This is a genomic window from Ideonella sp. sgz306126 (assembly GCF_056032705.1).
On record NZ_JBVYWP010000008.1, the window covers coordinates 39563 to 61699 of the forward strand.

The following is a 22137-nucleotide window of genomic DNA, read 5'->3' on the forward strand; positions in this document are numbered from 1 at the left end:
CCGCCTCGTCAGCGTGCGGCCGCGGAGGCCGGCGCCGCGGTCGAAGCGGCGGCGCTCGCCGCGAGCGGCTGCCAGGGCACGGCCTTCACCGGCGCGTTGCCGCGCAGCTTCTGGAAGCCGTCAACCATCACCTGCTCGCCCGCCTTCAGGCCGTCGAGCACGACCCAGCGGCCGTCCTGCGCGGCACTGACCTTCACCGGCCGGATCGACACCCGACCGTCGGCACCGACCACCTTGACGCTGTCGCCGTCGCTGCCGCGCTGCACCGCCTGCTGCGGCACCAGCATCGCACCCCGGGCCTGGGCCTGCTCGAGGCGCACGCGCACGTACAGGCCGGGCAGCAGTTCGGCCTTCGGATTGGGCACCTCGGCGCGCAACGTGATCTGGTCCGAACTCGGGTCGACGCTCAGGTCCGAGAACAGCAGCTTGCCGCGCAGCGGGTAGACGCTGCCGTCTTCCATCACCACGCTGACCTCGGCCGAGGCCGGACCGCTGGCGCCCTTGAGCCGACCGCCGGCGATCGCTGCGCGCAGCCGCAGCACCTCGGCCGCCGACTGCGTGAAATTGACGTACAGCGGGTCGATCTGCTGCACCACGGCCAGCGGCGTGGCTTCGCCCTGGCCGACCAGCGCCCCCTCGGTGACCAAGGCGCGGCCGATGCGGCCGCCGATCGGCGCCGTGACATGGGCATAGCCAAGGTTGATCTGCGCCGTCTGCACCGCCGCCTTGGCGGCCGCGACGTCGGCCTCGGCCTGCTTCCGTGCCGCCTGCGCGCTGACGTATTCCTGTTCGCTGATCGCCTTCGCGGCCCGCAGCGGCCGGTCGCGTTCGGCCTGTGCGCTGGCCTGCATCAGGTTGGCCTCGGCGCGCGCCTGCTGCGCCTGCGCGCTCGCCAGCACCGCGCGGTAGGGCGCGGCGTCGATCGCGAACAGCGGCTGGCCGGCATGCACGTCGCTGCCTTCGCGGAACAGCCGCCGCTGCAGGATGCCGGCGACCCGCGCCCGCACCTGGGCGATGCGCGAGGCTTCGGTGCGGCCGGGGAGTTCGGTGACCAGCCCGACTGTGGACGGCTGCACCGTGACGACGCCCACCTCGGCCGGCGGCGGCGCGCTGCCAGCCGCGGCGCCGCCGGGCGCCGGCCCGCAGGCCGCCAGCAGCGCGACGACGGCGCCGGCCAACGAGACGCTCGCCAGCGCGCGCGGCCCGAAAGGCGTCGGGTGCCGGCCGCCGGGCGACGTCGCCCGCGAAGCATCGCGTTGAACTTCGGGGCTGGCGACGCAGGAGAAGCCGATCACGGCAGGGCGCCATGCAGACATGCAAGACCTTTCGCGGGGCGACGACCCGCGCCGGCACCGGGGCGTGGCAAGGTCGTCGCCGACAGGAGGGGTGGGCCCGGACACGCGCCGCGCAGCAGGCACGGCGCCGATTTCAGGGATGGCGATTACTATACATACATGCACGAATGTATGTCCTGCCCGGGGTCTTGAGCCATGGCGCGCCACACCAAGCAGCAGGCGCAGGTCACGCGCGACCACATCCTGGACATGGCCGAGCTGGAGTTCCAGCGGCGTGGCGTCTCGCGCACCACGCTGCAGGACATCGCCCGCGCCGCCGGCGTGACCCGCGGCGCGATCTACTGGCATTTCGCCGACAAGGCCGACCTGTTCCAGGCCATGCTCAGCCGGGTCTCGCTGCCGATCGAACAGCAGATCGCGCGCAGTGCCGAGGACGACCTCGACGACCCGCTGGCGCAGGTCCGCGCCAGCTTTCTGGCCGCTTTGCACGCCACGGTGCACGACCCGCAGGCGCGCCGCGTGTTCGAGATCGCGCTGCACCGGGTCGAGTACGTGGACGAGCTCGACATCGTGCGCGAGCGGCGCCTGTCGGGCCTGCGCCTGCGCCTGGGCCAGCTCGAGCGCGGGCTGCGCCGCGCGGCGCGCGCCGAGGGTGCTGCCGCGGGGGCGTGGGTGCCTGCGGATGCCGCCGCGATCGGCCTGCATTCGCTGCTCGACGGCCTGATCCAGAACTGGATCCTCGACCCGCAGGCGTTCGACCTCGAGCGCGTCGGCCGCCAAGCGATCGACGCCTACCTGCGCGGCGTGCGCACGGCGACGGACTGACGCGGCTGGAGCCGGCGCCGGCCGGGCGTCGGGGCGCCTGCATAGTCAAGCGCTGCGAAGAAGACCCTGCAGACACCCAGGCGCAGGAATGTCATGGCCCGCTTAGTGTGCAGCGCAGCAGTTCACCATCTCGCGCAGGCCAATACACCGACAGTCAGGGACAACACCGACCGTTGCAGATCCGGCCCAAAGGTCGGCTGCGGGGCCAACGGCCCAACGGTCATTTGATGGCACCTGGAATTCTGGTGGGGCCACAGATGGGCCAAATTTGGGCCACAAAGCAAAACGCCAACCTCCCGGTTGGCGCCACTGATCAGCTAAGCTGTTGATCTAGCTGATAAATTTTTGGTTGCGGGGGCAAGACCCGCAATTAAGGCCGATTTTCAGCCTCAGCCAAATCGTCGCAAACCCGCGCCGTTGCTAGCTTTTTGCCGTTTTAGCCCTCGCCGGTGCGGGGGTTGAGACGGTGGCGCACCGTGTGGCGCACCGCGACTTGCGGGGGAATCGTAGCGCAGCGATGGCGCTCACGGCAGTTGCGGCCTCACCTATGCTGATCTCCCGACGCCCCTGACGGGGCTGACGCACCTGACGCCCCTGACGGGGCTGACGCACCTGACGCCCCTGACGGGGCTGACGCACCTGACGCCCCTGACGGGGCTGACGCACCTGACGCCCCTGACGGGGCTGACGCACCTGACGCCCCTGACGGGGCTGACGCACNCCTGACGGGGCTGACGCACCTGACGCCCCTGACGGGGCTGACGCACCTGACGCCCCTGACGGGGCTGACGCACCTGACGCCCCTGACGGGACTGACGCACGGCCGAGATTGACGGCGTCAGCAACAATCCGAATCGGCGGCGCCGTGCGCTTCCGCACCAGCCTTGTTGTCCAACCTACGAGCCAAGCCATGACAGAAAACGGTCAAGGAGAAGATGGTCAAAAGCAGCCGGCAGCGACAGAAGCCCCCGGCTCCGAACCGACCGATGCGCAGATTGCCGCTCAGCTGGGGGTCCCCCTTGGCTGGAACCCCTCGTTCCCCATGATGACCGGCGAAAGCGCGCGCGCCTACCTGGACCCGGACGCGGATCCGGCGAAGCGCCCATCGCTGCAGTGGGCTGCACCGCTGACCAATGCGGAGTGGGAAGCGAAGCTGGCCCAGTGGCACGGCGAAGCCCAGGAAAACATCCGCGCTGCGATGTCGGCCATGGTGGCTGGCGATTGGCCGACGCTGGACGACTGCATCCCGAAGGGCAGCATCCTGCACATGATCGACCAGACGTTCCTGGAGACGACGGACATCCCGCGAGAGTTGCCCGTTTTCGCCGCGATCCACTACGTCTCGGCGCTCCTGCTCCAAAAGGGCGTGGTGATCTCGGTGGTGGGCGAGGAATGGCGGCCCGATGTCTGGACGATTTGCATGGCCGAGTCCGGCTCGGGCAAGAGCTTCGCTTCCTCCAAGATCGGCAAGGCCCTCGGCGGCGCCGTCGACCTCTTCCCCGACTCCAGTTCTGCCGCCAAGTTCGTGGAGGACTTGCGGGACCACAACCACGGCCTGTGGATGCGCGACGAGTTCGCGCAGTTCCTCAAATCGCTCAACGCGGACAGCATGGCCGACACAAAGGACTACCTGCTGCGCTGCTATGACGGCTCGAAGATCGTGCGCTCGACCAAGACGGAGACGGTCGAGGTGGAGAACCCGGCGCTGACCATTTTCGGCAGCACCGTCTTCGAGACGATCAAGGACTACCTGACGAAGGAGATGCTGGTCGACGGCTTCGCCCAACGATTCGCGTTCGTCGTCGCCGAGCGCGATCCCGAGCGAAAGCTCAGGTCGCTCTACACCTTCACCGAGCGCGCGCCGGAAATCTCCGAAATGTGGCAGCGGATCGTGAGCGGGGGCCTCCACGCGAAATACAAGGTCGACCGGCTCGGCGAGACGGCTTTCGAGGAGGCGTTCCAGATTCTGCTCAAGCGCAGCGACTCGACGGATGTCGGTCTGAGTTTCATCAAGCGCATCAGCCACCGGGGGATGAAATACGCGCTGATCTACCATGTCCTGCTCGGCAAGGAATCCGATGTGCTGGATACCGAGGACTTCGGTTTCGCTGCCAAGCTATGCGCCCTGAACCTGCGCGACTTACGCAAGGTGCTCGACCTCTACATCAAGCCCGGAGCAGGCAAGACCGGGGCCGGCGAAAAGGGAGCCTCCCGCGACCCGCTGGAAGCTGTCATCGAGGAGTTGAAGAAGGTTCAGGCGCAGGGCGGCAAGCCTGCGATCCCGTCGCAACTGAAATCCAACTCTCGACCGCTCCGACAGCTTCCGTCCGAGGAGATCCGAGAACTGATGCTCAAAGCTGTGGCGGCCGATTCCAGCCTCGCGCCTTTCGCAGCGACCGGCCCACTCAGCACGGGTGCGATCAAACCCAAGACGTCTTAGGCACCAGGGTCTCACGGGGGAGGAGCCGGCCTCCCCAATCGGCGAGCCGCGCCGACGGAGCCCAAGCGCGCCGCTGGCGGGAACGATTCCGGAAGGGTTCGCGGCGGGGTGAGAGGGCGGGCTTGCTGTTCTGCCCATCGTGGCGGACCGTTCTCGCCGTCAAGGGCTGCGCGGCGTTGCCGCTTGCGTCCTTCGGTCGTGTCCCACCCTGGACCGCTGCGCTGCGATCCGCCGGGGCCGAGGCAGGCAATCTCGCCTGCTTCCAAGGATCGCGCCATGACGCGTCAAACCTCCGACTTCGGCCTGTTCACTCTGCGCGCCGACGGCTGCTACGAACCGGCTCCCTTGGCGACCATCATCGCCCTCGCCAAAGAAGGCCTCGACGCCTCGCTCGTCAGGGGAGCCACCTTCGACGCCCCGCAGGTGGTCAAGGACTACCTGTCGCTGAAGCTGGGCGGCCAGGAGCGGGAAGTGTTCGCCGTCGTGTTCCTCGACAGCCAGCATCGGGTCATCGAATACCGAGATCTCTTTTTCGGGACCCTCTCGCAGACTTCGGTCTATCCGAGGGAGGTCGTCAAGGCGGCGCTGTCGGTCAACGCCGGGGCCGTGATCCTGGCGCACAACCATCCGAGCGGGGTGCCGGAGCCGAGCCGTGCGGACGAGCACCTGACGCAGACGCTGAAAACGACGCTGGCGACAGTGGACGTGCGTGTCCTGGATCACATCGTGGTAGCCGGCGGCCGAACCGTATCGTTCGCGGAAAGGGGGCTCCTGTGATCGCGGGGCCGACGCCCCTTGCGACGACGGCTCGTCGGCGCGGTTCCAAGCGCGAAACCCACACGCGCCGCAGACAGCGCCAGTGCTACGCACTTGGCGCCTCACCGGGCAGATCGGGCACCCGAGCGACCTCCTCAAAGGCTGCAGCTTCGAACGCGCCGGACGCCAGATCCCAAGCAATCGTCAGCCAATCCCGCAGCAGGCCGAGCGTCGCGGCATCTATCGCGGCCAGTGCGTAACGAGAACCGGCGGGCCCCGCCGCACCGATCATCGAGGCGATAGCGGCGCAGCCCCTGCCTTTGGCAACTCTCGCCTCGGGCGGGTCGGACATGGCTTCGAACTGGGCGAGGCCCCGAATCGAGTCGGCGAAGTGATCGAACAGCCAGCGAATCTCGGCGGAGCCGTGTAGGGTCGGCAAGAATTCGCGGAACGCGAACGCGACCAACGCCTCGTAGGCCTGACTCGTGAACTGGACGGCCAACCAAGTCAGCGGTGCCTGCGAGCCTAACGGGCCGGCCTGCCATTGTTGCCAGCCTCGCCAGTCGGCGCCGTGGCGCGCGGCAACTTCCCGTAGGGCAGCCCGAATCCGATCACCAGGGTCGCTCGGCGACATCGCCAGGAGAGTCGACTCGTCCTCGGTGGTGAGAGTGATCGTGCGGTCGACTTCGGTCATACGGACAAACGCTCCGGGGTCGCGCTCAGCGCGGGGGTGGCCTGCGCGGCGTTGGGATTATCCGGCGGGTCTGGAGGATGGGCGAACCCGAGGTGTCAGCGATCGGCGGCGCTGGACATTCGGAAACGCGGCGCCAAGATGAAGTCAGGCAAAACATGGGACTCACTCCGCAACATGCTGCGCAAGTTGCCGTGTTCGCCCAGGGGCTGCGCCCCCGGGACCCCATCCCCCCTTCCGATGGACGCCCCCTACGGGCTATCGGGGCGCGGGTCAGGGCCCGCGAATCCAAGACGAAGAGGCCGCCGATGCCCACATTCGCGATATGCCGCACGGAGAAGATCAAGGCTTGGTCAACCTTGACGAAGAGCGTCGGCCACAACCTGCGCACCAGCGCCGACAGGCGCGAGCACCTGAATCCTTCCGCTCCGGAGCCGCTGCGCGTCCTCCACGGCTCGCCCGATTGGGTCGAATCCTGGCGCGCTGTTGTCAACGGCATGCACTTGCGCCAGTTGGCGCAGGGCCAAGCCCATACCTTGGCGCGGGAGTTCTTCCTCGGCATGTCCCCGGAGTGGGCCGAGGGTAAGAGTCAGGCCGACATCGCCGCCTGGGCAGAGGCGAATGTCGAGTGGCTGTGCGCGCGGTTCGGCGCTGAGCGGGTCAAGCTCGCCGTCCTGCACCTCGACGAGCAGACACCGCATCTGGCCGCCTATGTCGTGGGGTTGGCGCCCGACACCGACCGGGCCGGCAGGGTGCGGACCGATCGCGGCAACGGTTGGACCCTTTCAGACCGGGTGCTGGGTCTGGGCGGAGGGAAGGACGCGCTCGTCAAGCTCCAAGACGAATATGGCGCCGCGATGCAGCGTTTCGAACTAGAGCGCGGTCGGCGGAGTAGCAAGGCGAAGCATCAGACGGTCGCGGAATGGCGCCGGCTAATGGCGGCGGCGCTGACCCCGATCAGCGTGCCGAAACCGCCAGAAGCCACGCTGGCCGACCGCATCGACATCGAAGCCTACGGCAAACGCACGGCCAGGGCTGCCGCCCAAGACGTCTTCCGGCAGTTCAAGCCGTTGCAGATGCAGGCGAAGGAGGTTCCCAAGCTGCGCCAGCAGGTCGCTGAACTGCTGGCCGAACTGGCGAGGGTGCAACCGCTCATCGACGCCCTTCGACAGCAGCGGGACTTCTTCGCGAAGGCTCTCGCCCGGTTGCTTGGCTTCGAGCCCGACATCAACACTCAGCACGGCGTGGCGAAGACGGTGGAGGCGGTGAAGGACGCGCGACGCGCCTTGCGCGGCGACGACCCTGCTCCAAGAGGGCTGGCGGATGACGCCGGAGTGCGCGCTCGGCCCCGCCGACCTCGAGCGCCCCGCTCTCCTCGCACGCCCCGGCCCGGCGCAGGACCCAGGCCGTGAGGTCGCCCGCCCCAAATTTCTGTTTGCATGCAAACGCTCTGCTCTCCGGGAAGACCGGCCTTCCCCTCCGATCGGACGCCACCTGTGCCGATACCAGCCCGCCCCAGGCCAGCCCGCTCACCGTCCTGCCCGCCTTTGACGTTCCTGACGTTCCTGACGTTCCTGACGCCCCTGACGGGGCTGACACTCTGACAGCCGTTACCACGGCCAGGGCGAATGCGCGCCGCCTGCGCGCACGAACTCAACCCTCAGGCCCTTCTGCTCGGCTACCAGCCTGTATCGGGTGAGGAGGGATCCCGAGCCAAGGCGACGCCCTCCGTTCTTGAACGGACAGCACCTTGACCGAGGACCCCTGCGGGTCTTCCGTCGGCGATTCCCCGCGAGAGGGTCGCTTCGACTCGTATGGCTCTCGCAACCACCCATGGCCGGCTAGTCTTGGCTCCGGCGCGGCTCTCCATGGTCCCAGCTCACCGCGTTTTCCTGCACGCGCCTCGCGGCGCGCGTTGCCCTGTCAGCTTCCGCCCGTCCAACCCGAGTCGCTCGCGCGGTCAGGCCTCACCGAGAAAGCCCCCGAGGCGACCGCTGCAAGATAGCGGTCCCGCAGCGGAGCGCAAGCCCCCGCCCGGCGGCGCTTGCTCCCGCGCCGCCAGCGCGCCAGCCTGATCAGGATCCCCTGGAGGCGAGAACATGAGCGATACCCTGCAACCTAGCCCGATGCTCGAAGCCATCGACCTCGTTCGCGCCAACCTCGACGCCATGAGCGACGAGGAACTCGAAGAACATGCTGCGCGAGTCGCCGCTGTGCTTCTGGACCTCAACAACGCTCAGGCGCAGGCGACCTGGACGAGCGCCATCGCTGCGGCCAACATCGCGCGATTGGTCAAGAAGCTGTTGGCGCACTTGGCCCGCGTCAAGGAGTTGATTGAAGCGCGCCAGGCTGAGGCATGTGCCGACTTAGGGGAGCCAACTCCGACCGAGCGCAAGCAAGCTGCGGGGCAGGCGCTGCGCCCGGGGCGCTAATCGTCGTCGGTTTTCCGTGGATGCCCAGTCCGCCTGACGTCCACGCGTGTTCGCTACCGTCCCTCCTTCATCGGAACGGAAGAGGGCAGTGCAGTCGCCAGAGTCTGCCGCATGCCTGCTGGGACCGACGCGACCCCAGAACCGGTCCTTCCCGACTCTGAGAGCAGCCTGCAGTTAGCCCGCAGGGCTTGGTCGACCTTGGCTATAGTTGACGACCAACGGACTCCGTTATCGCCAGCGTTAACAGCGCGAAATCAGTCAAATTGCACAGGAAAATATATGCCGACTCCCTTGGTTGATATTCTTGACGCCTTCAGGGCAACCAAGAGTGCGATAAATTCAGTCATTGCGAGCCGGGGATATGAAACCAAGAGCTCCGGCACGAAAGATTTGGCTCTTTCATACAATCTGGATACTGCAGCGGGGTATTGGTCGCAAAGCTCGTCTGTTTCCAGCAAACCGCCTCGTTGGATTCTTCACCTTCGTCGCACAGCAGGAGTTCTCACGGCCGAGTTAGCTACGGACGCCGCCGGCAGTCCTCTGCCTGGCGCCGGAACCCCTGGCTACGTCAATAATGGCGCAGGAAGATGCGTCGCAGCGATTTTCCGAATCATGCCAGCCGTAGCTACAGGTGCGGGAGGCGCTGGATCGTTTGTATTCCCGGCGGATTGGGAATGGATATTCGTAGTCGCTTTTCACCAGCCATTGCCGCCAGGGTCAGCGGCCGAAACGCTTTCAAATTTTAATCCTGCGAACGGATCCTTCGATTACAAGGGCCATAGCACCAAAGCCTCGTTGTTCAGTTTGGTCATATCGCCGGCCCCTGGCACGACTGCCACAGTAACTGTTAGTGGTGTGCCTATTAGCTATAACGATGCTACTCAGGCACTCGTTGCCTATCTGGGTTCAGGCGGATCTCAGGTTATGGTGTGCGATCCTAGACAGAACGCCCAGATGGCAGCATTAGCGAACGCAGTGGGCGCTGGCATCAGTGCCGCGCCGGCAGCGGCGCAGGCTGCCCCACCCCCGCCCGCGATCGTTCAGACCGCTTCGGGCCTGGTTGGCATTCAGGATGAGGTTTACGACCTGATCAACGCGGCTTTGGCGATCAACAAGCGCCATTTCATCTTCTACGGCCCGCCGGGCACAGGCAAGACGACATTGGCAGAGCACGTCGCGGATCAGTTGTCGGATATCGGGGACGGCTTCGTAGAACTTACCGCTTCGGCGTCGTGGAGTAGCCAAGACCTAATCGGCGGCTACCAGCCTTTGGGTCCAGGGCTAATTGGTTTTGTCGCCGGGGCACTCCTGCGCGACTTCGACAAACCTATGATCATCGACGAGCTTAATCGCTGCCCGATCGACAAGGTTATCGGCCCTCTGTTTTCGGTCTTGGCCGGACAGCCATCAACTCTCCCCTATCGGACGAATATTGCCGATCCGGGCAGCGCCTTCTACAAAATTCTTCCGAGCAAGCCCATCGTTCCATTGGCAACCAACGAGTTTGCACCTGGGCCGGCGTGGTCGCTGATTTGCACATTGAACCAGATTGACAAGACCCAACTCGGCCAAGTCAGCTACGCGTTGTCAAGGCGTTTCACTTGGATTCGTATCGGGGTGCCCGTCGATCTGCGGGAGTTCGTGGTCAAGATGCTCGACAAGCACGTCCGCCCACAGGGCCCGAACGACATGTCGCTCCCGAACCCGATCGCCGACATGTGGAAGTCAGTCAACGCCATCCGGGAGATTGGCGGCGCCCCAATCATCGACTTTATTCGCCTAGTGGCCCAGATGAGGCCGGGCATCAACATGCTCGCAGATCCGGCTTCTGACCCAGTTACACAAAACCTCTACGTCTTAGCCTTGGGCTCCTCGATCCTTCCGCTCCTCGATGGCATCCGACGAACCGAGGCGGAAGACTTGGCCGGAGCCATCTCGGCCGCTTGGACGCTGGACCCAGACCGTGCGGCATCGTTGCGCTCTGCAGTCATGGACTTGGCTCTATGACAATTCCGCAGCGCGCGCGGATGAACGACTATTGCGCCGGCGTGCTGGTAAGCCGGTTCAGGAAGAACACCCAGGGCGGAGGCCACTTCGAGCGGCCGCGGGTCGATCACAGGGACCTCGAGGACTTGCGGTGCCGCTGGGCCTTGTCCGATGAGGTAGGCGACCTCGCGCGCCATCTTGTCGAATACCCGCGCGACGCGAGGAGCTCTATTGAGGTCGTCGAGCGCGTCTGCATCGCCGAAATCGCCGGAACGGTCGACGCGCGCGCGACTGCCGCCGAGCAGGCGCGTTCTTGCGACCCAACGCTGTTCGTCGTCCACGAGCCGGCCGCCTCGTATTCCAATGGTCCAAATCACTTGGTCGCTTGGACGCTTCAGGAAGCCGAGACAGCATTGGTCTCGCTGCTAAAGCGCGAGAAAGCCTCGCCGGACTTGGCGTGGATCCACGAGAGGGCGCGACTACTGGACTCGGCTCTAAGGAACCAGATGCTCAGGGAGGTGTTGATCTCGCCGGGCGCCAAATCGCGCCCCGGACTGTCTGCGCTGCGTTCTGCGGCTCGTTCGCGGGCGGCTATCTATCGCCTCGCCCTCGCGGCCTTCGAGTCCTACGAGAGGGTCGAGGCACTCGAACAGGAGGCTGTGCGCGATTTGCTGCAAAAGACGCTACTCGCGCCGCTCGAGAACTGGCAGATGCTCGAGCTTTCGACTGCCTTGGCGACAGCAGAGGCCTTGGCCAAGGAGGCGGGTATAGAGGCTGATATTCGGGTCGGTGCGGGATCCGAACGCCTCGTGGCCGTAGCTGGCGACGACTTCGAAGTCCACTGGCAGCGTGCTCTCAAACCTCGCGAGCCAGGGAAGCTCGATCCGTCAGAGGCCCTCTCCAAGAGGCTTGCCCAAAGCATCGGGACGGACACGGCGTCCTCCCGAGTCGATGTCTCGATAGTCCACCGCAAGACCGGCAAGGAAGTTGCTCATTGCGAGTGCAAGTGGTTCGAGAGCGAAACCTCGGCCCCATCAGCAGTCTCCGACGCTTGCGTCCAGATCACCCGATACGCCATGGACTCAAGGCCCGATTCGCTCTCGGAAGCTGAGTTGATGCTTCAGGACTCTCTGGTCGTCGTCGCAAGCCGCGGAAGGTTTGCAGAGCGTGTTGACGGCGCGGGCCCGGTTGGCTTTACGGACTTCGACGGGTTGGTGTCGGGCTCACTTGGACAATGGGCCGCCGTGCTTGCGCAGGGCCACGGACCGACTGGCATCTGAGTCAGCGAGTCTTTCCGCCGTTGGCGACTAGCTTCACAGCGCTTTCGTCGACTGGCACACCGCAAGGCGTCGGGATGGCGTAGGAGGACGCCTTCGTCTTCGCGTTGTCCTCTACGTTGCCCTTAAACCTTGAGAGTGCACCTTGCAAGTATGCGCTGTTCAATTCGACGCAAGCCCACTTGCGGCCCAGCGCCTCGGAAACCATGCCTGTTACGCAGGATCCCCCAAATGGGTCGAAAACGAAATCACCCGGGTCGGTCAGGAATCGGATGAAGTATTCCGGCAAGAGCGAGGGGAACCTAGCCGGGTGGATGTCAATTCCATTTTCCCGGCAGTAGTCCTGATATGCACCGTTGGATTCGGTGTTGGCGATAGCCAAAAGGTTCGGCGGGACTGAGCCCCCGTTATCTTTTGCGAAGTTCTCACTGATTACATGACCACTAGGGCGCTGCTTCGCCTGGTAGCCGTTTTTCAGCAAATGCTTCATCGAGTCGCTATATGGCGCCAGAATACGTCTGTTATTAGCCTTCGGGTATGGATCCTTTGCGAGCCACCACACACAGTTGACAGCATCTTTAACTCGCACCCGGCGCACATTAACCCATTCAGCCGGCGTTGGTAGCTTCGCTGGATTCCACCAATAGTGTTCTTGACAAAGATGAAACCCATACTCTTTGCAGAGCATTAGCAGCAGCTCGAAATGATAGAGCGAGCGGGTTGGCTGACCGGGAATCCAGGCGCCGCCGATGTCGATTACCAGACTCCCATCCTCAGCAAGGACCTTCTTGAAGCCTTCGGCGAAGGGGCGAAACCAGTCGCAGTATGCATGCGCATCCTCGTTCCCGTAACTCTTCTTCCGAACGAGTCCGAAGGGAGGCGAGGTCATTATGAGGTTGACCGATTTGGCGCGTTGGGGATCGTGGAGGAAGTCCAGCGAGTCCCCGTTGAACATCGTTCCGAATTCGGTGGAGTGAAAGCTAATTAGCTTACCGAGCTTGCGAGGCTCTGGGGCAGCCGAGCGAGCGGTCGCGGCCTCGAGGCTTTGCTGATGAAGGTGGCGCAAGTAGTCGCTGACGGTCTTGAAGCCCAGCCGCTTCGCGTTGTCTTCCATCTGCTGACGCTCCGAGGCTGAGACGCGAACGCTGGTTGTTGTCTCCTTCGGGTCTGTCGTTGGTGTTCTGACCATGCGATTTCTGAACCTTCTTTAATACATTTACCTAGCTGGCAGATGTATTACATCATAGCGCCGCCGCAGACCGGCGCAAGCGCCACATGGGCACCTCGGCGACTCAGACAGGCGATGCCTGGCGGTGCGCGCCCAGCGGTAGCAGTTGCACGCGCTCTATGGGCATAGCGGGCGGACAGCTTGGCTCGCTTGCGGGTCTCGAGCGACGCACAGAGCGCGGCTTTACTGACCGACTGGCTCACGACGAGAGCCGCGGTCAAGCCTACGTGGGAGGGCTGTCGTGCCGCAGCTTCGAACAGCGGCGGCCGATCCGCCGATGAGACGCACGCGACGCGCCGAAGGTAGGCAAATCAGCGGCGCAGCGCGACCAAATCGAGCGGCCACACCAGGCCATCGATGACCTGCTTCAAGCTGGGCAGTTCGCGCACGTAGCCAAGGTGAGTCCCCAGCCCCTGGCCGCCCTGCGGGGTGGCGTGTCCGACGATGCGCATCGACTGAACGGTGTTGGCTCCGTTGTCGGCGAGTTGGGTGATGACGTTGACCCGGAAGCTGTGGAAGCTCTTGCGCTCGGACTTGTCGGCCGACTTGCGCACGCCGACCGCGATCAGGTGCTCGCGGAATGCGTCGCTGAGTTCCTTCGAGTAGCTGTCGTTGATGAGCAGCCAGTCCGGGAAAAGTCGCTCGTGGCCAGCGGCCCGTTGCTGAGCGACGAAGTCCAGGAATCCGAGATCGATCAATGCCTTGGCGATCGGCACATCCCGGATACCAGCGCCCGTCTTCGACTTGCGGACGTGGATGATGTCAACGCCGTTCGAGGACGTGCGCACGTCGTCGCAGTAGATGCCTGTAACTTCGCTGATGCGCATGCCGGTGTAGATGCCGATCAGCGGGCACCAGTAGAGGTCGGGCTGGTGCATGTTCGACTTATAGGCGGCCGGCTCGAAGATTCGCTTTAAGTCGGCATCGGTAAACGGCTTGTAGGGCTCGGCCTGATCCGTCCGCTCTTTCTTCGTCAGGATGAACGTTCCGGACACCGGGTTACCGTCGGGGCTCTTGTAGGCCCCGTTACCGATGGCGTATTCGAAGAAATCTGAGAGCGTCAGCAGCTTGTTGTCGACGGTCTTCGCCTTCTGGCCTTTCGCACGCAAGGCGTCCTTGAACGCGACCACGCTTTGCTTGTTCAGAGATCCGATGGCCGTCTTCGTCGCTACGAACATGCCGTCCAGTTCGGCATCGGGAATCTTGCGGAACGACTTGCCAGCGGTCTGAGCGCGCTCTCGGGCCTGCTCCTGCTCTCTCTTCTTGAAGCCGGCCACCTCGGCCTTGTCGAAAGCCCCCATGTCGGTGATGCTCGCCAGGTGCTCGATGAAGTTCGCGTAGTGGCATTCCTTCGCATAGACGGTGCGGGGCTTGTTCTTCGCGCGCCGCTCGGCGATCCACGAGGCTGCCACGGATGCGAGAGTGCGTGAAAGGTGCGGCGCGGTGGCGGGCGCTGGGGCGGCATCGCCCTGCGCAGGCAGTGGCTCGCTCTTCGGCCAGCCGCCGGGGATCATGCCGATCCTGTCGATGGCCTCCATCAATCGCGCATGGTCTGCCGCATCGCTGGCCTTCACCACTCCTTTCTGGAGGTCCAGCTCGTAGCGGCGCAGCGCCGCGAGATCAATGTTCAGGTCGGCCAGGGTCGGGTTCTTGCCCCTCATGCAGTGCTCCCGTGCGCGGGCCGCATAAACGGCCTGGTTGATGCATGCAGCCATCATATGGGCGGCCAAGGGCGACTTGGTGCCGAGGCTGACCCGCTGATCACGTGCCCCGGTCCTCAGACGGAAGCAGAAGACCCCGCAGCGGTTGCGGAAGAGGCGGGGAACATCGAAAGAACTCATGGTGGCGCACTGGGTGGCGCACCGGGCCAGAAAGCAAAAAACCGCTCCAAGCTAGGCTTGAAGCGGCTTTGCGGGTCTTTCGACCTGATTTGGTTGCGGGGGCAGGATTTGAACCTGCGACCTTTGGGTTATGAGCCCAACGAGCTACCAGACTGCTCCACCCCGCGACTGAAGCTAGCATTATGGCACGCGGATGCACTTATAGTCCAGCAGCGCGCAAAGTTTTTTCGAAGGCGGGCGCCTCACGGAAGCCGACCACCCGGAGCGGCGTCAACTCAAGCCCCTGGGCATCGAAAAACAGCACGCCGGGCGGGCCGAAAAGCCCGAAGCGATGCAGCAGCGCCCGATCGTCCGGGTTGTTGGCCGTGACGTCGGCGCGCAGAAGCAGGGCACCCGCCAGGCGCTGCCGAATCTGCGGATCGCTGAAGGTCTCGCGCTCCAATTCCTTGCACGAGACGCACCAGTCGGCCCAAAAATCCAGCATCACCACACGATGCGCGCCGGCCACCGCTGCATCGAGTTCGGCGACGCTGCGCACTGGTTGAAACGGAAGCGCTGCGGACGCCGCCTCGGCGCGCACCCCGGTCAGATGACCCAGCGGATGCAAGGCGTCCGTGCTGCCCGAGACCACGCCCACCAGTTGCATCACACCCAGCGACAGCGCCGCCACCCCTGCGGCACGCTGCAGCCAGACCCGCGGGGCGCCGCTGTGTGGGTGCGCATCAAAGGGACGCAGCATGAAGCCCGTCATCAACAACAGGCCCGCCCAACCCGCCAGGGCCAACCACGCCGGCAGGATGGGCTGCACGATCCACCACGCCACGCCCAGCAACAACATGCCGAAGAAGTGCTTGACGGCGTGCATCCACGCACCGGAGCGCGGAAGCCAGGCCCCCGCCGACGCCCCCAAGAGCAGCAGCGGAACGCTCATGCCCATCGCCAGGGCAAACAGCGCGCTGCCGGCAAAGGCGACGTTACCGGTCTGGCTGAGGAAGACCAGCGCGCCGGCCAGCGGTGCGCTGACACAGGGACTGACCACCAACGCCGAAATGCCCCCCATCAGGAACACCCCCAGGAACCGCCCGCCCGGCAGCCGCATCGAAGCGCCGTTCAGTCGGTTCGACAGTCCGTGCGGCAGCCTCAATTCGTAGACGTCGAACATGGCCAGCGAAAAGCCGGCCAGCATCAACGCAAACAGACTCAAGACCCAGGGGTTCTGCATCGCCGCTGCCAGTCCCTGGCCCGCCAATCCGGCGGCGACGCCCAGCCCGGTGTAGACCATGGCCATCCCCAGCGCATAGGCCACCGACAACGCGAAACCGCGTCGGCGTGACACCTCACCGCCGCCGGCGATCACCGACGACAGGATGGGCAGCATCGGCAACACGCAGGGCGTGAACGACAGCAGCAGACCCATCAACCAGAATGCCGCCATCGCCGACCACCACGATCCGGTGCGCAGCACACGCTCGACGGCGCCGGCGTCGCCCGACACGCCGGCACGCACCTCGCTCGTCGCCGAGGCCTCCGAAGGGGGCGCGGGGCTGGCCTCGGACGCCTGGGCCGCCGGACCGCCGATGACGCTGGCTGCGTTGGGCAATCCGTCGCCGTCGTCTGTCAGCGCTTGGACGGTGGCCGGCTGCCCGTTGGTCGCCGGAGTCAGCTTGAATCGGCGGGTCAGCGGCGGATAGCACAAGCCCGCCTCGGCACAACCCTGTGAGGTGACGGACAACTCGAAACCGGTCGGCGCCACCGCACTCAGCGGCACGCTGATGTGCAGGACGCCGGTATAGGTCTCGACCTGCTTCTGCAGGCTTTCGTCGAACTTGACGTGGCCGGCCGGCAATTGAGCCGCCCCAAGCGTCGCGCCTTTGGCCGCGAACGCCAGCCGATCGCGATAGAGGTAATACCCGGCCGCGATCGGAAAATCCAGCGCGATCTGCTGCGGACCCGCCAGACTGACCGTCAGCGGAAAGGCTTGCTCGGGCTGTAGGAAATCGGCCGCTCGGGCCGTTACCGGCTGAACGGCGCAGACCAGCACCCACATCGCCACCGACAACAAGGCGGCAAGTCGATGGCGGAAAAGAAGAACCAGGTTTGCGCGCATGGACTTGTTTGGAGGTACTACGCTCAGGACAGTTCCAAAGCCGGGACAACGAAAAAAGGCCGGCAGTGCCGGCCTTCATCGCTGAGTCGCGTCAAGGGCGTGCCGCCCCCGAGGCATCACTCGGCCGCGGCGGCAGCGGTTTGGGTCTCGGGCCGATCGACCAACTCGACAAAAGCCATCGGAGCGTTGTCCCCGACGCGGAAGCCCATCTTCAGGATGCGGGTGTAGCCGCCCGGACGCGCCGCATAGCGCGGTCCCAATTCATTGAACAGCTTGGTGACCACATCGCGGTCACGCAGGCGGGCAAAGGCCAGCCGGCGGTTGGCCACGGTGGCCTCCTTGGCCAGGGTGATCAGCGGCTCGACGACGCGGCGCAATTCCTTGGCCTTGGGGACCGTGGTCTTGATCGCTTCGTGGTTGAGCAGCGAGACGCACATGTTGCGCAGCATCGCTTGACGATGCTCGCTGGTGCGGTTGAGTTTGCGGAGACCGTGACGGTGACGCATGGTGCTTTCCTTTCCTTGAGTAATCGCCAGCAGCCGTATCAGGTACTGCCGGGTGCACCGGGCGGACGAAGCCGCCCTCTTTCAAATCAGGCTGGAGCACGCTCCAGCCTTCAAACACAACACAACCCCGTCCAGCGGACGCGGTGGATCTGGCTTCGCCAGTCCACTCGCGGCGCCCCCTTGAGGGGGCCGGCGTCAGCCGGTAGGGGGTGGGCCGATTCAGCGCTTGTCCAACCCTTGCGGCGGCCAGTCTTCGAGACGGGCACCCAGGGTCAAGCCGCGCGAAGCCAGCACTTCCTTGATTTCGTTGAGCGACTTGCGGCCCAGGTTCGGGGTCTTGAGCAGCTCGGTTTCGGTACGCTGGATCAGGTCGCCGATGTAGTAGATGTTCTCGGCCTTCAGGCAGTTGGCCGAACGCACCGTCAGTTCGAGTTCGTCGACCGGACGCAGCAGGATCGGGTCGAAGACCTTGCCCGGACGCGACGCGGCCTCGCCGCCGCCGATCACGTCACCGGCGTCCAGCTGGGCGAACACCGCGAGCTGCTCCACCAGGATCTTGGCCGACGCGCGGATGGCTTCCTCGGGCGAAATGGCGCCGTTGGTCTCGATCTCCATGACCAGCTTGTCGAGATCGGTACGCTGTTCGACGCGGGCGTTCTCGACCGCGTAGCTGACCCGGCTGACGGGCGAGAACGACGCATCGAGAACGATCCGTCCGATCGACTTGGTCGGCTCGTCGCCGAAACGGCGCATGTTGCCGGGCACATAGCCGCGGCCCTTTTCGACCTTGATCTGCATGTCCAGCTTGCCGCCCTGCGCCAGGTTGGCGATGACGTGTTCGGGGTTGACCACCTCGACGTCGTGCGGGGTCTGGATGTCAGCCGCGGTGACCGGGCCCTCGCCTTCCTTGCGCAGCACCAGCGTGACTTCATCGCGGTTGTGCAGGCGGAACACCACGCCCTTCAGGTTCAGCATGATGTGCACGACATCCTCGGCAACGCCGTCGATCGTCGAATACTCATGCAACACGCCGGCGATCGTGACCTCCGTCGGCGCGTAACCCACCATCGACGACAGCAGCACGCGCCGCAGCGCGTTGCCCAGCGTGTGGCCATAGCCGCGCTCGAACGGTTCGAGCGTGACCTTGGCGCGGTGACCGCCCAGCGGCTCCGCAACGATGGCTTTGGGTTTCAGCAGATTGGTTTGCATGTAAGTCCTGTTCCTCTCAATACCCTCGGCTCGTTACACCGATAAGGCTGACGGACCACGCCGGAAACGTCTCGCACGCTGCAGGTCCGGCTTACCACAGCGGCGTGGATGAACACGTGCCAGGGCATGCCCGGCACGTGCGCAGCCCGGAATTCGTCAACGCGAATACAACTCGACGATCAGCGATTCGTTGATCTCGGCACCGAATTGATCGCGATCAGGCGTCTTCTTGAACGTGCCTTCGAGCTTGGTGGCGTCGACGCTGACCCAATCCGGCAAGCCGATCGACTCGGCCAGCTTCAAGGCCTCGACCACGCGCAATTGCTTCTTCGACTTCTCGCGCATCGCGATCACGTCGCCGGCCTTGACTTGGTAGGACGGGATGTTCACGACCTGGCCATTGACCATCAGCGCCTTGTGCGACACCAGTTGACGAGCCTCGGCGCGGGTCGAGCCGAAGCCCATGCGATAGACCACGTTGTCCAGCCGCGATTCGAGCAGCGTCAGCAGGTTCACACCGGTGCTGCCCTTCAGGCGATCGGCCTCGGCGAAATAGCGGCGGAACTGGCGCTCCAGCACGCCGTACATGCGCTTGACCTTCTGCTTCTCGCGCAACTGCAGGCCGAAGTCCGAGGTGCGGGAGCCCGAGGTCCGGCCGTGCTGGCCCGGCTTGGAATCGAACTTCGCCTTGTCGCTGATGGCGCGGCGGGCGCTCTTCAGGAACAGGTCGGTGCCTTCACGGCGGGAGAGTTTGGCCTTGGGGCCGAGGTAACGTGCCACGTTGCTTTCCTTGTCGATGGTCTGACGCTTTGCAACCGAGCCGCCCAGGGGCGGAAGGTTGTGCGCGAGTCTGGCGAGTGTTGTTCGAGACGCTCAGACGGTGGGCTTGGAGTCAAAACGGCCGGCGATGGTCGAAACCATTGCCGGCAGTCAGATGAACTCTCAATTGTAGCAGGGCAGCGAATGCCCCGCTGCGATCAGATACGGCGACGCTTTTGGGGGCGGCAGCCGTTGTGCGGGATCGGGGTGATGTCCGAGATCGAATTGATGCGGATGCCCAGCGATGCCAGGGCACGCACGGACGATTCGCGACCCGGGCCAGGGCCCTTGATCCGAACGTCCAGATTCTTGATGCCCTGCTCTTGCGCTGCACGACCGGCCACTTCGGCCGCGACCTGAGCGGCGAACGGGGTCGATTTACGCGAACCCTTGAAGCCCTGGCCACCCGACGACGCCCAGGACAGTGCGCCGCCCTGGCGATCGGTGATCGTGATGATGGTGTTGTTGAACGACGCGTGCACGTGCGCAATGCCGTCCGCAATGTTCTTGCGGATCTTCTTGCTCACGCGCCGAGCGGCGGTGTTGGCGGGTGACTTGGCCATGTCTTGTACTCTTTACGTGAAACGGCAGGCTTACTTCTTCAGCGCCGCGGCGCCCTTGCGCGGACCCTTGCGGGTGCGCGCATTGGTGCGCGTCCGCTGGCCGCGCATCGGCAGGCCGCGACGATGACGGAAACCGCGATAGCAACCCAGGTCCATCAGGCGCTTGATGTTGATCGAGGTCTCGCGACGCAGGTCGCCCTCGATGGTCAGCTTGCCCACTTCTTCCCGGATCTTCTCCAGGTCGCCGTCGGTCAGATCCTTGATCTTCTTCGAGAACGGGATGCCGACGGCTTCGCAGATCTTCTGCGCTGTCGTGCGGCCGATGCCGAAGATGTAGGTCAGACCGATTTCCGCGTGCTTCTGCGGCGGAATGTTGATACCAGCAATACGTGCCATTGTGCTTCCTTCGATTCGCTGTCAGCGTGCCCGACTCAACCCTGCCGCTGCTTGTGGCGGGGGTCGGTGCAGATCACGCGAACCACGCCGTTACGGCGGATGATCTTGCAGTTGCGGCACATTTTCTTGACCGATGCAGAGACTTTCATCGTCTTCTCCTTGACCTGTTCAAGCGCTCTTGAACGTTTTACTTTGCGCGGAAAACGATCCGAGCGCGACTCAAATCATATGGCGTCAATTCGACCGTCACCTTGTCACCAGGCAGGATGCGGATGTAGTGCATCCTCATTTTTCCCGAGATGTGCCCCAGAACCACATGCCCGTTTTCCAGCTTCACCCGGAACGTCGCATTGGGCAGGTTCTCCAGGATCTCGCCCGGCATCTGGATGACGTCGTCCTTCGCCATGTCTGTGGTTGCTGGCCACCCCAGTGGGTATCAGCCCGCCTTGAAATTCGCCTTCTTCAGCAGAGACTCGTACTGCTGACTCATCAGATAAGACTGCACCTGGGCCCAGAAGTCCATCGTGACGACCACGATGATCAACAGGCTGGTACCACCGAAGTAGAACGGAACGTTGTACTTCAGCACCAAAAATTCCGGCAACAGGCACACCAAGGTGATGTAGATCGCCCCCGCCATCGTCAGCCGCGACAGGATCTTGTCGATGTGCTTGGCCGTCTGATCGCCGGGCCGGATGCCTGGAATGAACGCACCACTCTTCTTCAGGTTGTCGGCCGTCTCGCGGCTGTTGAACACCAGGGCGGTGTAGAAGAAGCAGAAGAAGACGATCATCGTGGCGTACAGCATCACGTAGATCGGCTGCCCCGGCGACAAGGCGCCCGAGATGTCCTTCAACCAGCGCATGCCCTGGCCCGTCGCGAACCACCCCGCGACCGTGGCCGGCAGCAGGATGATCGACGAGGCGAAGATCGGCGGAATCACGCCCGACATGTTCAGCTTCAGCGGCAAATGCGACGACTGACCACCATAGACCTTGTTGCCCACTTGGCGCTTGGCGTAGTTGACCAGAATCTTGCGTTGACCCCGCTCGACAAACACCACGAAGTACGTCACGCCGATCACGATCGCGATCACGAACAGGCTGACCAGGATGCTCATCGCCCCCGTTCGGACCAGTTCGACCAATCCACCGATCGCATTGGGCAGCCCCGCCGCGATACCGCCGAAGATGATGATCGAGATGCCGTTGCCCAGCCCACGTTCGGTGATCTGCTCTCCCAGCCACATCAGGAACATCGTGCCGGCCACCAGACTGACCACCGCCGTCAGGCGGAAACCGGCTCCGGGGTGGATCACCAGACCCGCCGAACCTTCCAGCGCCATGGCAATGCCGAGCGACTGGAACAACGCCAACACCAGCGTCCCGTACCGGGTGTATTGCGTGATCTTGCGCCGGCCGGACTCGCCTTCCTTCTTCAGCGCCTCCAGGCTAGGCAGCACATGCCCCATCAACTGCATGATGATCGATGCCGAAATGTACGGCATGATCCCCAGCGCGAACACCGTGAAGCGCGACAGCGCGCCTCCCGAGAACATGTTGAACAGGTTCAGGATACCGCCCTGCTGACCCTGGAACAGAGCCTGCAGTTGGTGCGGATTGATCCCGGGCACGGGGATGTGCGCCCCGATGCGGTAGACCACCAGCGCGCCAACCAGGAAGAACAAGCGACGGCGCAGATCGCCGTACTTGCCCGACTTGGCCAGTTGATTCGGTGAGGTTGCCACGAGCGTGGGTGTCCTTGTC

20 protein-coding genes and 1 tRNA gene are annotated in these 22137 nt (G+C 64.3%); 7 read left to right on the forward strand and 14 right to left on the reverse strand.

Annotation, left to right across the window (positions count from 1 at the left end; translation table 11 throughout):
- Positions 1 to 8: 8 nt before the first annotated feature.
- Entirely contained in the window at positions 9 to 1316 is a 1308-nt protein-coding gene (locus AC0N04_RS17555) for an efflux RND transporter periplasmic adaptor subunit (protein WP_474283762.1), read from the reverse strand.
- Between the two features lie 174 nt (positions 1317 to 1490).
- Here AC0N04_RS17555 and AC0N04_RS17560 point away from each other — a divergent pair, with 174 nt between their 5' ends.
- The 3 genes from AC0N04_RS17560 (at position 1491) to radC (ending at position 5337) form a co-directional block, all read left to right on the forward strand.
- Complete coding sequence (locus AC0N04_RS17560) at positions 1491 to 2120, forward strand: TetR family transcriptional regulator (protein ID WP_474283764.1); 630 nt, start codon at positions 1491 to 1493, stop codon at positions 2118 to 2120.
- A gap of 910 nt (positions 2121 to 3030) precedes the next feature.
- The gene (locus tag AC0N04_RS17565; protein ID WP_474283766.1) at positions 3031 to 4560 is read left to right on the forward strand and encodes a DUF3987 domain-containing protein; all 1530 of its coding nucleotides are present in this window, start codon (positions 3031 to 3033) and stop codon (positions 4558 to 4560) included.
- 276 nt (positions 4561 to 4836) lie between these two features.
- Positions 4837 to 5337 carry a RadC family protein gene (gene radC / locus AC0N04_RS17570; protein WP_474283768.1) on the forward strand — a complete coding sequence of 167 codons (501 nt, stop codon included), beginning with the start codon at positions 4837 to 4839 and terminating at the stop codon, positions 5335 to 5337.
- Positions 5338 to 5422: 85 nt separating this feature from the next.
- On the opposite strand, the gene AC0N04_RS17575 is transcribed toward radC, so the two are convergent.
- Positions 5423 to 6010 carry a hypothetical protein gene (locus AC0N04_RS17575; RefSeq protein WP_474283770.1) on the reverse strand — a complete coding sequence of 196 codons (588 nt, stop codon included), beginning with the start codon at positions 6008 to 6010 and terminating at the stop codon, positions 5423 to 5425.
- A gap of 305 nt (positions 6011 to 6315) precedes the next feature.
- Between AC0N04_RS17575 and AC0N04_RS17580 the strand changes: the two genes are divergently transcribed.
- From AC0N04_RS17580 to AC0N04_RS17595, 4 genes are all read left to right on the forward strand, one after another.
- On the forward strand, positions 6316 to 7419 hold the full coding sequence (locus AC0N04_RS17580; RefSeq protein ID WP_474283771.1) for a plasmid recombination protein: 1104 nt from the start codon (positions 6316 to 6318) through the stop codon (positions 7417 to 7419).
- Between the two features lie 687 nt (positions 7420 to 8106).
- Positions 8107 to 8439: a hypothetical protein gene (locus AC0N04_RS17585; RefSeq protein ID WP_474283772.1), complete on the forward strand. Its 333-nt coding sequence runs from the start codon at positions 8107 to 8109 to the stop codon at positions 8437 to 8439.
- A gap of 279 nt (positions 8440 to 8718) precedes the next feature.
- On the forward strand, positions 8719 to 10446 hold the full coding sequence (locus tag AC0N04_RS17590) for an AAA family ATPase (protein WP_474283773.1): 1728 nt from the start codon (positions 8719 to 8721) through the stop codon (positions 10444 to 10446).
- A 20-nt stretch (positions 10447 to 10466) separates the two neighbouring features.
- Entirely contained in the window at positions 10467 to 11705 is a 1239-nt protein-coding gene (locus tag AC0N04_RS17595) for a hypothetical protein (protein ID WP_474283774.1), read from the forward strand.
- 1 nt (position 11706) lies between these two features.
- Here AC0N04_RS17595 and AC0N04_RS17600 read toward each other — a convergent pair whose 3' ends face one another.
- From AC0N04_RS17600 to secY, 12 genes are all read right to left on the reverse strand, one after another.
- Positions 11707 to 12816 carry a DNA-methyltransferase gene (locus AC0N04_RS17600; protein ID WP_474283775.1) on the reverse strand — a complete coding sequence of 370 codons (1110 nt, stop codon included), beginning with the start codon at positions 12814 to 12816 and terminating at the stop codon, positions 11707 to 11709.
- Positions 12817 to 13241: 425 nt separating this feature from the next.
- Positions 13242 to 14771, reverse strand: coding sequence for a site-specific integrase (locus tag AC0N04_RS17605; RefSeq protein WP_474283777.1), 1530 nt, complete (start codon positions 14769 to 14771; stop codon positions 13242 to 13244).
- A 90-nt stretch (positions 14772 to 14861) separates the two neighbouring features.
- Positions 14862 to 14938 (reverse strand) — tRNA-Met (locus AC0N04_RS17610).
- A gap of 32 nt (positions 14939 to 14970) precedes the next feature.
- Positions 14971 to 16878 (reverse strand): protein-disulfide reductase DsbD, encoded by a 1908-nt coding sequence (gene dsbD / locus AC0N04_RS17615; protein WP_474283779.1) that lies wholly within the window; start codon positions 16876 to 16878, stop codon positions 14971 to 14973.
- Positions 16879 to 16994: 116 nt separating this feature from the next.
- Positions 16995 to 17384 (reverse strand): 50S ribosomal protein L17, encoded by a 390-nt coding sequence (rplQ, locus tag AC0N04_RS17620; RefSeq protein ID WP_474283780.1) that lies wholly within the window; start codon positions 17382 to 17384, stop codon positions 16995 to 16997.
- Between the two features lie 219 nt (positions 17385 to 17603).
- A complete protein-coding gene (locus AC0N04_RS17625) occupies positions 17604 to 18593 on the reverse strand; it encodes a DNA-directed RNA polymerase subunit alpha (protein ID WP_474283782.1) in 990 nt (329 codons plus the stop codon).
- A 156-nt stretch (positions 18594 to 18749) separates the two neighbouring features.
- On the reverse strand, positions 18750 to 19373 hold the full coding sequence (gene rpsD / locus AC0N04_RS17630; RefSeq protein ID WP_474283784.1) for a 30S ribosomal protein S4: 624 nt from the start codon (positions 19371 to 19373) through the stop codon (positions 18750 to 18752).
- Positions 19374 to 19570: 197 nt separating this feature from the next.
- Entirely contained in the window at positions 19571 to 19975 is a 405-nt protein-coding gene (rpsK, locus tag AC0N04_RS17635; protein WP_474283786.1) for a 30S ribosomal protein S11, read from the reverse strand.
- A 30-nt stretch (positions 19976 to 20005) separates the two neighbouring features.
- Positions 20006 to 20371 (reverse strand): 30S ribosomal protein S13, encoded by a 366-nt coding sequence (gene rpsM, locus AC0N04_RS17640; RefSeq protein ID WP_474283788.1) that lies wholly within the window; start codon positions 20369 to 20371, stop codon positions 20006 to 20008.
- Positions 20372 to 20406: 35 nt separating this feature from the next.
- Positions 20407 to 20520 (reverse strand): 50S ribosomal protein L36, encoded by a 114-nt coding sequence (gene rpmJ / locus AC0N04_RS17645; RefSeq protein ID WP_058933616.1) that lies wholly within the window; start codon positions 20518 to 20520, stop codon positions 20407 to 20409.
- Between the two features lie 38 nt (positions 20521 to 20558).
- On the reverse strand, positions 20559 to 20777 hold the full coding sequence (infA, locus tag AC0N04_RS17650) for a translation initiation factor IF-1 (RefSeq protein ID WP_474283791.1): 219 nt from the start codon (positions 20775 to 20777) through the stop codon (positions 20559 to 20561).
- Positions 20778 to 20807: 30 nt separating this feature from the next.
- Complete coding sequence (gene secY / locus AC0N04_RS17655; RefSeq protein WP_474283793.1) at positions 20808 to 22118, reverse strand: preprotein translocase subunit SecY; 1311 nt, start codon at positions 22116 to 22118, stop codon at positions 20808 to 20810.
- Positions 22119 to 22137 lie beyond the last annotated feature (19 nt).

What these genes read in the sequence shown, in the direction of transcription:
- AC0N04_RS17555 (WP_474283762.1), bottom strand. Translation starts at nt 1,316, where the DNA reads ATGTCTGCATGGCGCCCTGCCGTGATCGGCTTCTCCTGCGTCGCCAGC.
- AC0N04_RS17560 (WP_474283764.1), top strand. Translation starts at nt 1,491, where the DNA reads ATGGCGCGCCACACCAAGCAGCAGGCGCAGGTCACGCGCGACCACATC.
- AC0N04_RS17565 (WP_474283766.1), top strand. Translation starts at nt 3,031, where the DNA reads ATGACAGAAAACGGTCAAGGAGAAGATGGTCAAAAGCAGCCGGCAGCG.
- radC (WP_474283768.1), top strand. Translation starts at nt 4,837, where the DNA reads ATGACGCGTCAAACCTCCGACTTCGGCCTGTTCACTCTGCGCGCCGAC.
- AC0N04_RS17575 (WP_474283770.1), bottom strand. Translation starts at nt 6,010, where the DNA reads ATGACCGAAGTCGACCGCACGATCACTCTCACCACCGAGGACGAGTCG.
- AC0N04_RS17580 (WP_474283771.1), top strand. Translation starts at nt 6,316, where the DNA reads ATGCCCACATTCGCGATATGCCGCACGGAGAAGATCAAGGCTTGGTCA.
- AC0N04_RS17585 (WP_474283772.1), top strand. Translation starts at nt 8,107, where the DNA reads ATGAGCGATACCCTGCAACCTAGCCCGATGCTCGAAGCCATCGACCTC.
- AC0N04_RS17590 (WP_474283773.1), top strand. Translation starts at nt 8,719, where the DNA reads ATGCCGACTCCCTTGGTTGATATTCTTGACGCCTTCAGGGCAACCAAG.
- AC0N04_RS17595 (WP_474283774.1), top strand. Translation starts at nt 10,467, where the DNA reads ATGAACGACTATTGCGCCGGCGTGCTGGTAAGCCGGTTCAGGAAGAAC.
- AC0N04_RS17600 (WP_474283775.1), bottom strand. Translation starts at nt 12,816, where the DNA reads ATGGAAGACAACGCGAAGCGGCTGGGCTTCAAGACCGTCAGCGACTAC.
- AC0N04_RS17605 (WP_474283777.1), bottom strand. Translation starts at nt 14,771, where the DNA reads ATGAGTTCTTTCGATGTTCCCCGCCTCTTCCGCAACCGCTGCGGGGTC.
- dsbD (WP_474283779.1), bottom strand. Translation starts at nt 16,878, where the DNA reads ATGCGCGCAAACCTGGTTCTTCTTTTCCGCCATCGACTTGCCGCCTTG.
- rplQ (WP_474283780.1), bottom strand. Translation starts at nt 17,384, where the DNA reads ATGCGTCACCGTCACGGTCTCCGCAAACTCAACCGCACCAGCGAGCAT.
- AC0N04_RS17625 (WP_474283782.1), bottom strand. Translation starts at nt 18,593, where the DNA reads ATGCAAACCAATCTGCTGAAACCCAAAGCCATCGTTGCGGAGCCGCTG.
- rpsK (WP_474283786.1), bottom strand. Translation starts at nt 19,975, where the DNA reads ATGGCCAAGTCACCCGCCAACACCGCCGCTCGGCGCGTGAGCAAGAAG.
- rpsM (WP_474283788.1), bottom strand. Translation starts at nt 20,371, where the DNA reads ATGGCACGTATTGCTGGTATCAACATTCCGCCGCAGAAGCACGCGGAA.
- rpmJ (WP_058933616.1), bottom strand. Translation starts at nt 20,520, where the DNA reads ATGAAAGTCTCTGCATCGGTCAAGAAAATGTGCCGCAACTGCAAGATC.
- infA (WP_474283791.1), bottom strand. Translation starts at nt 20,777, where the DNA reads ATGGCGAAGGACGACGTCATCCAGATGCCGGGCGAGATCCTGGAGAAC.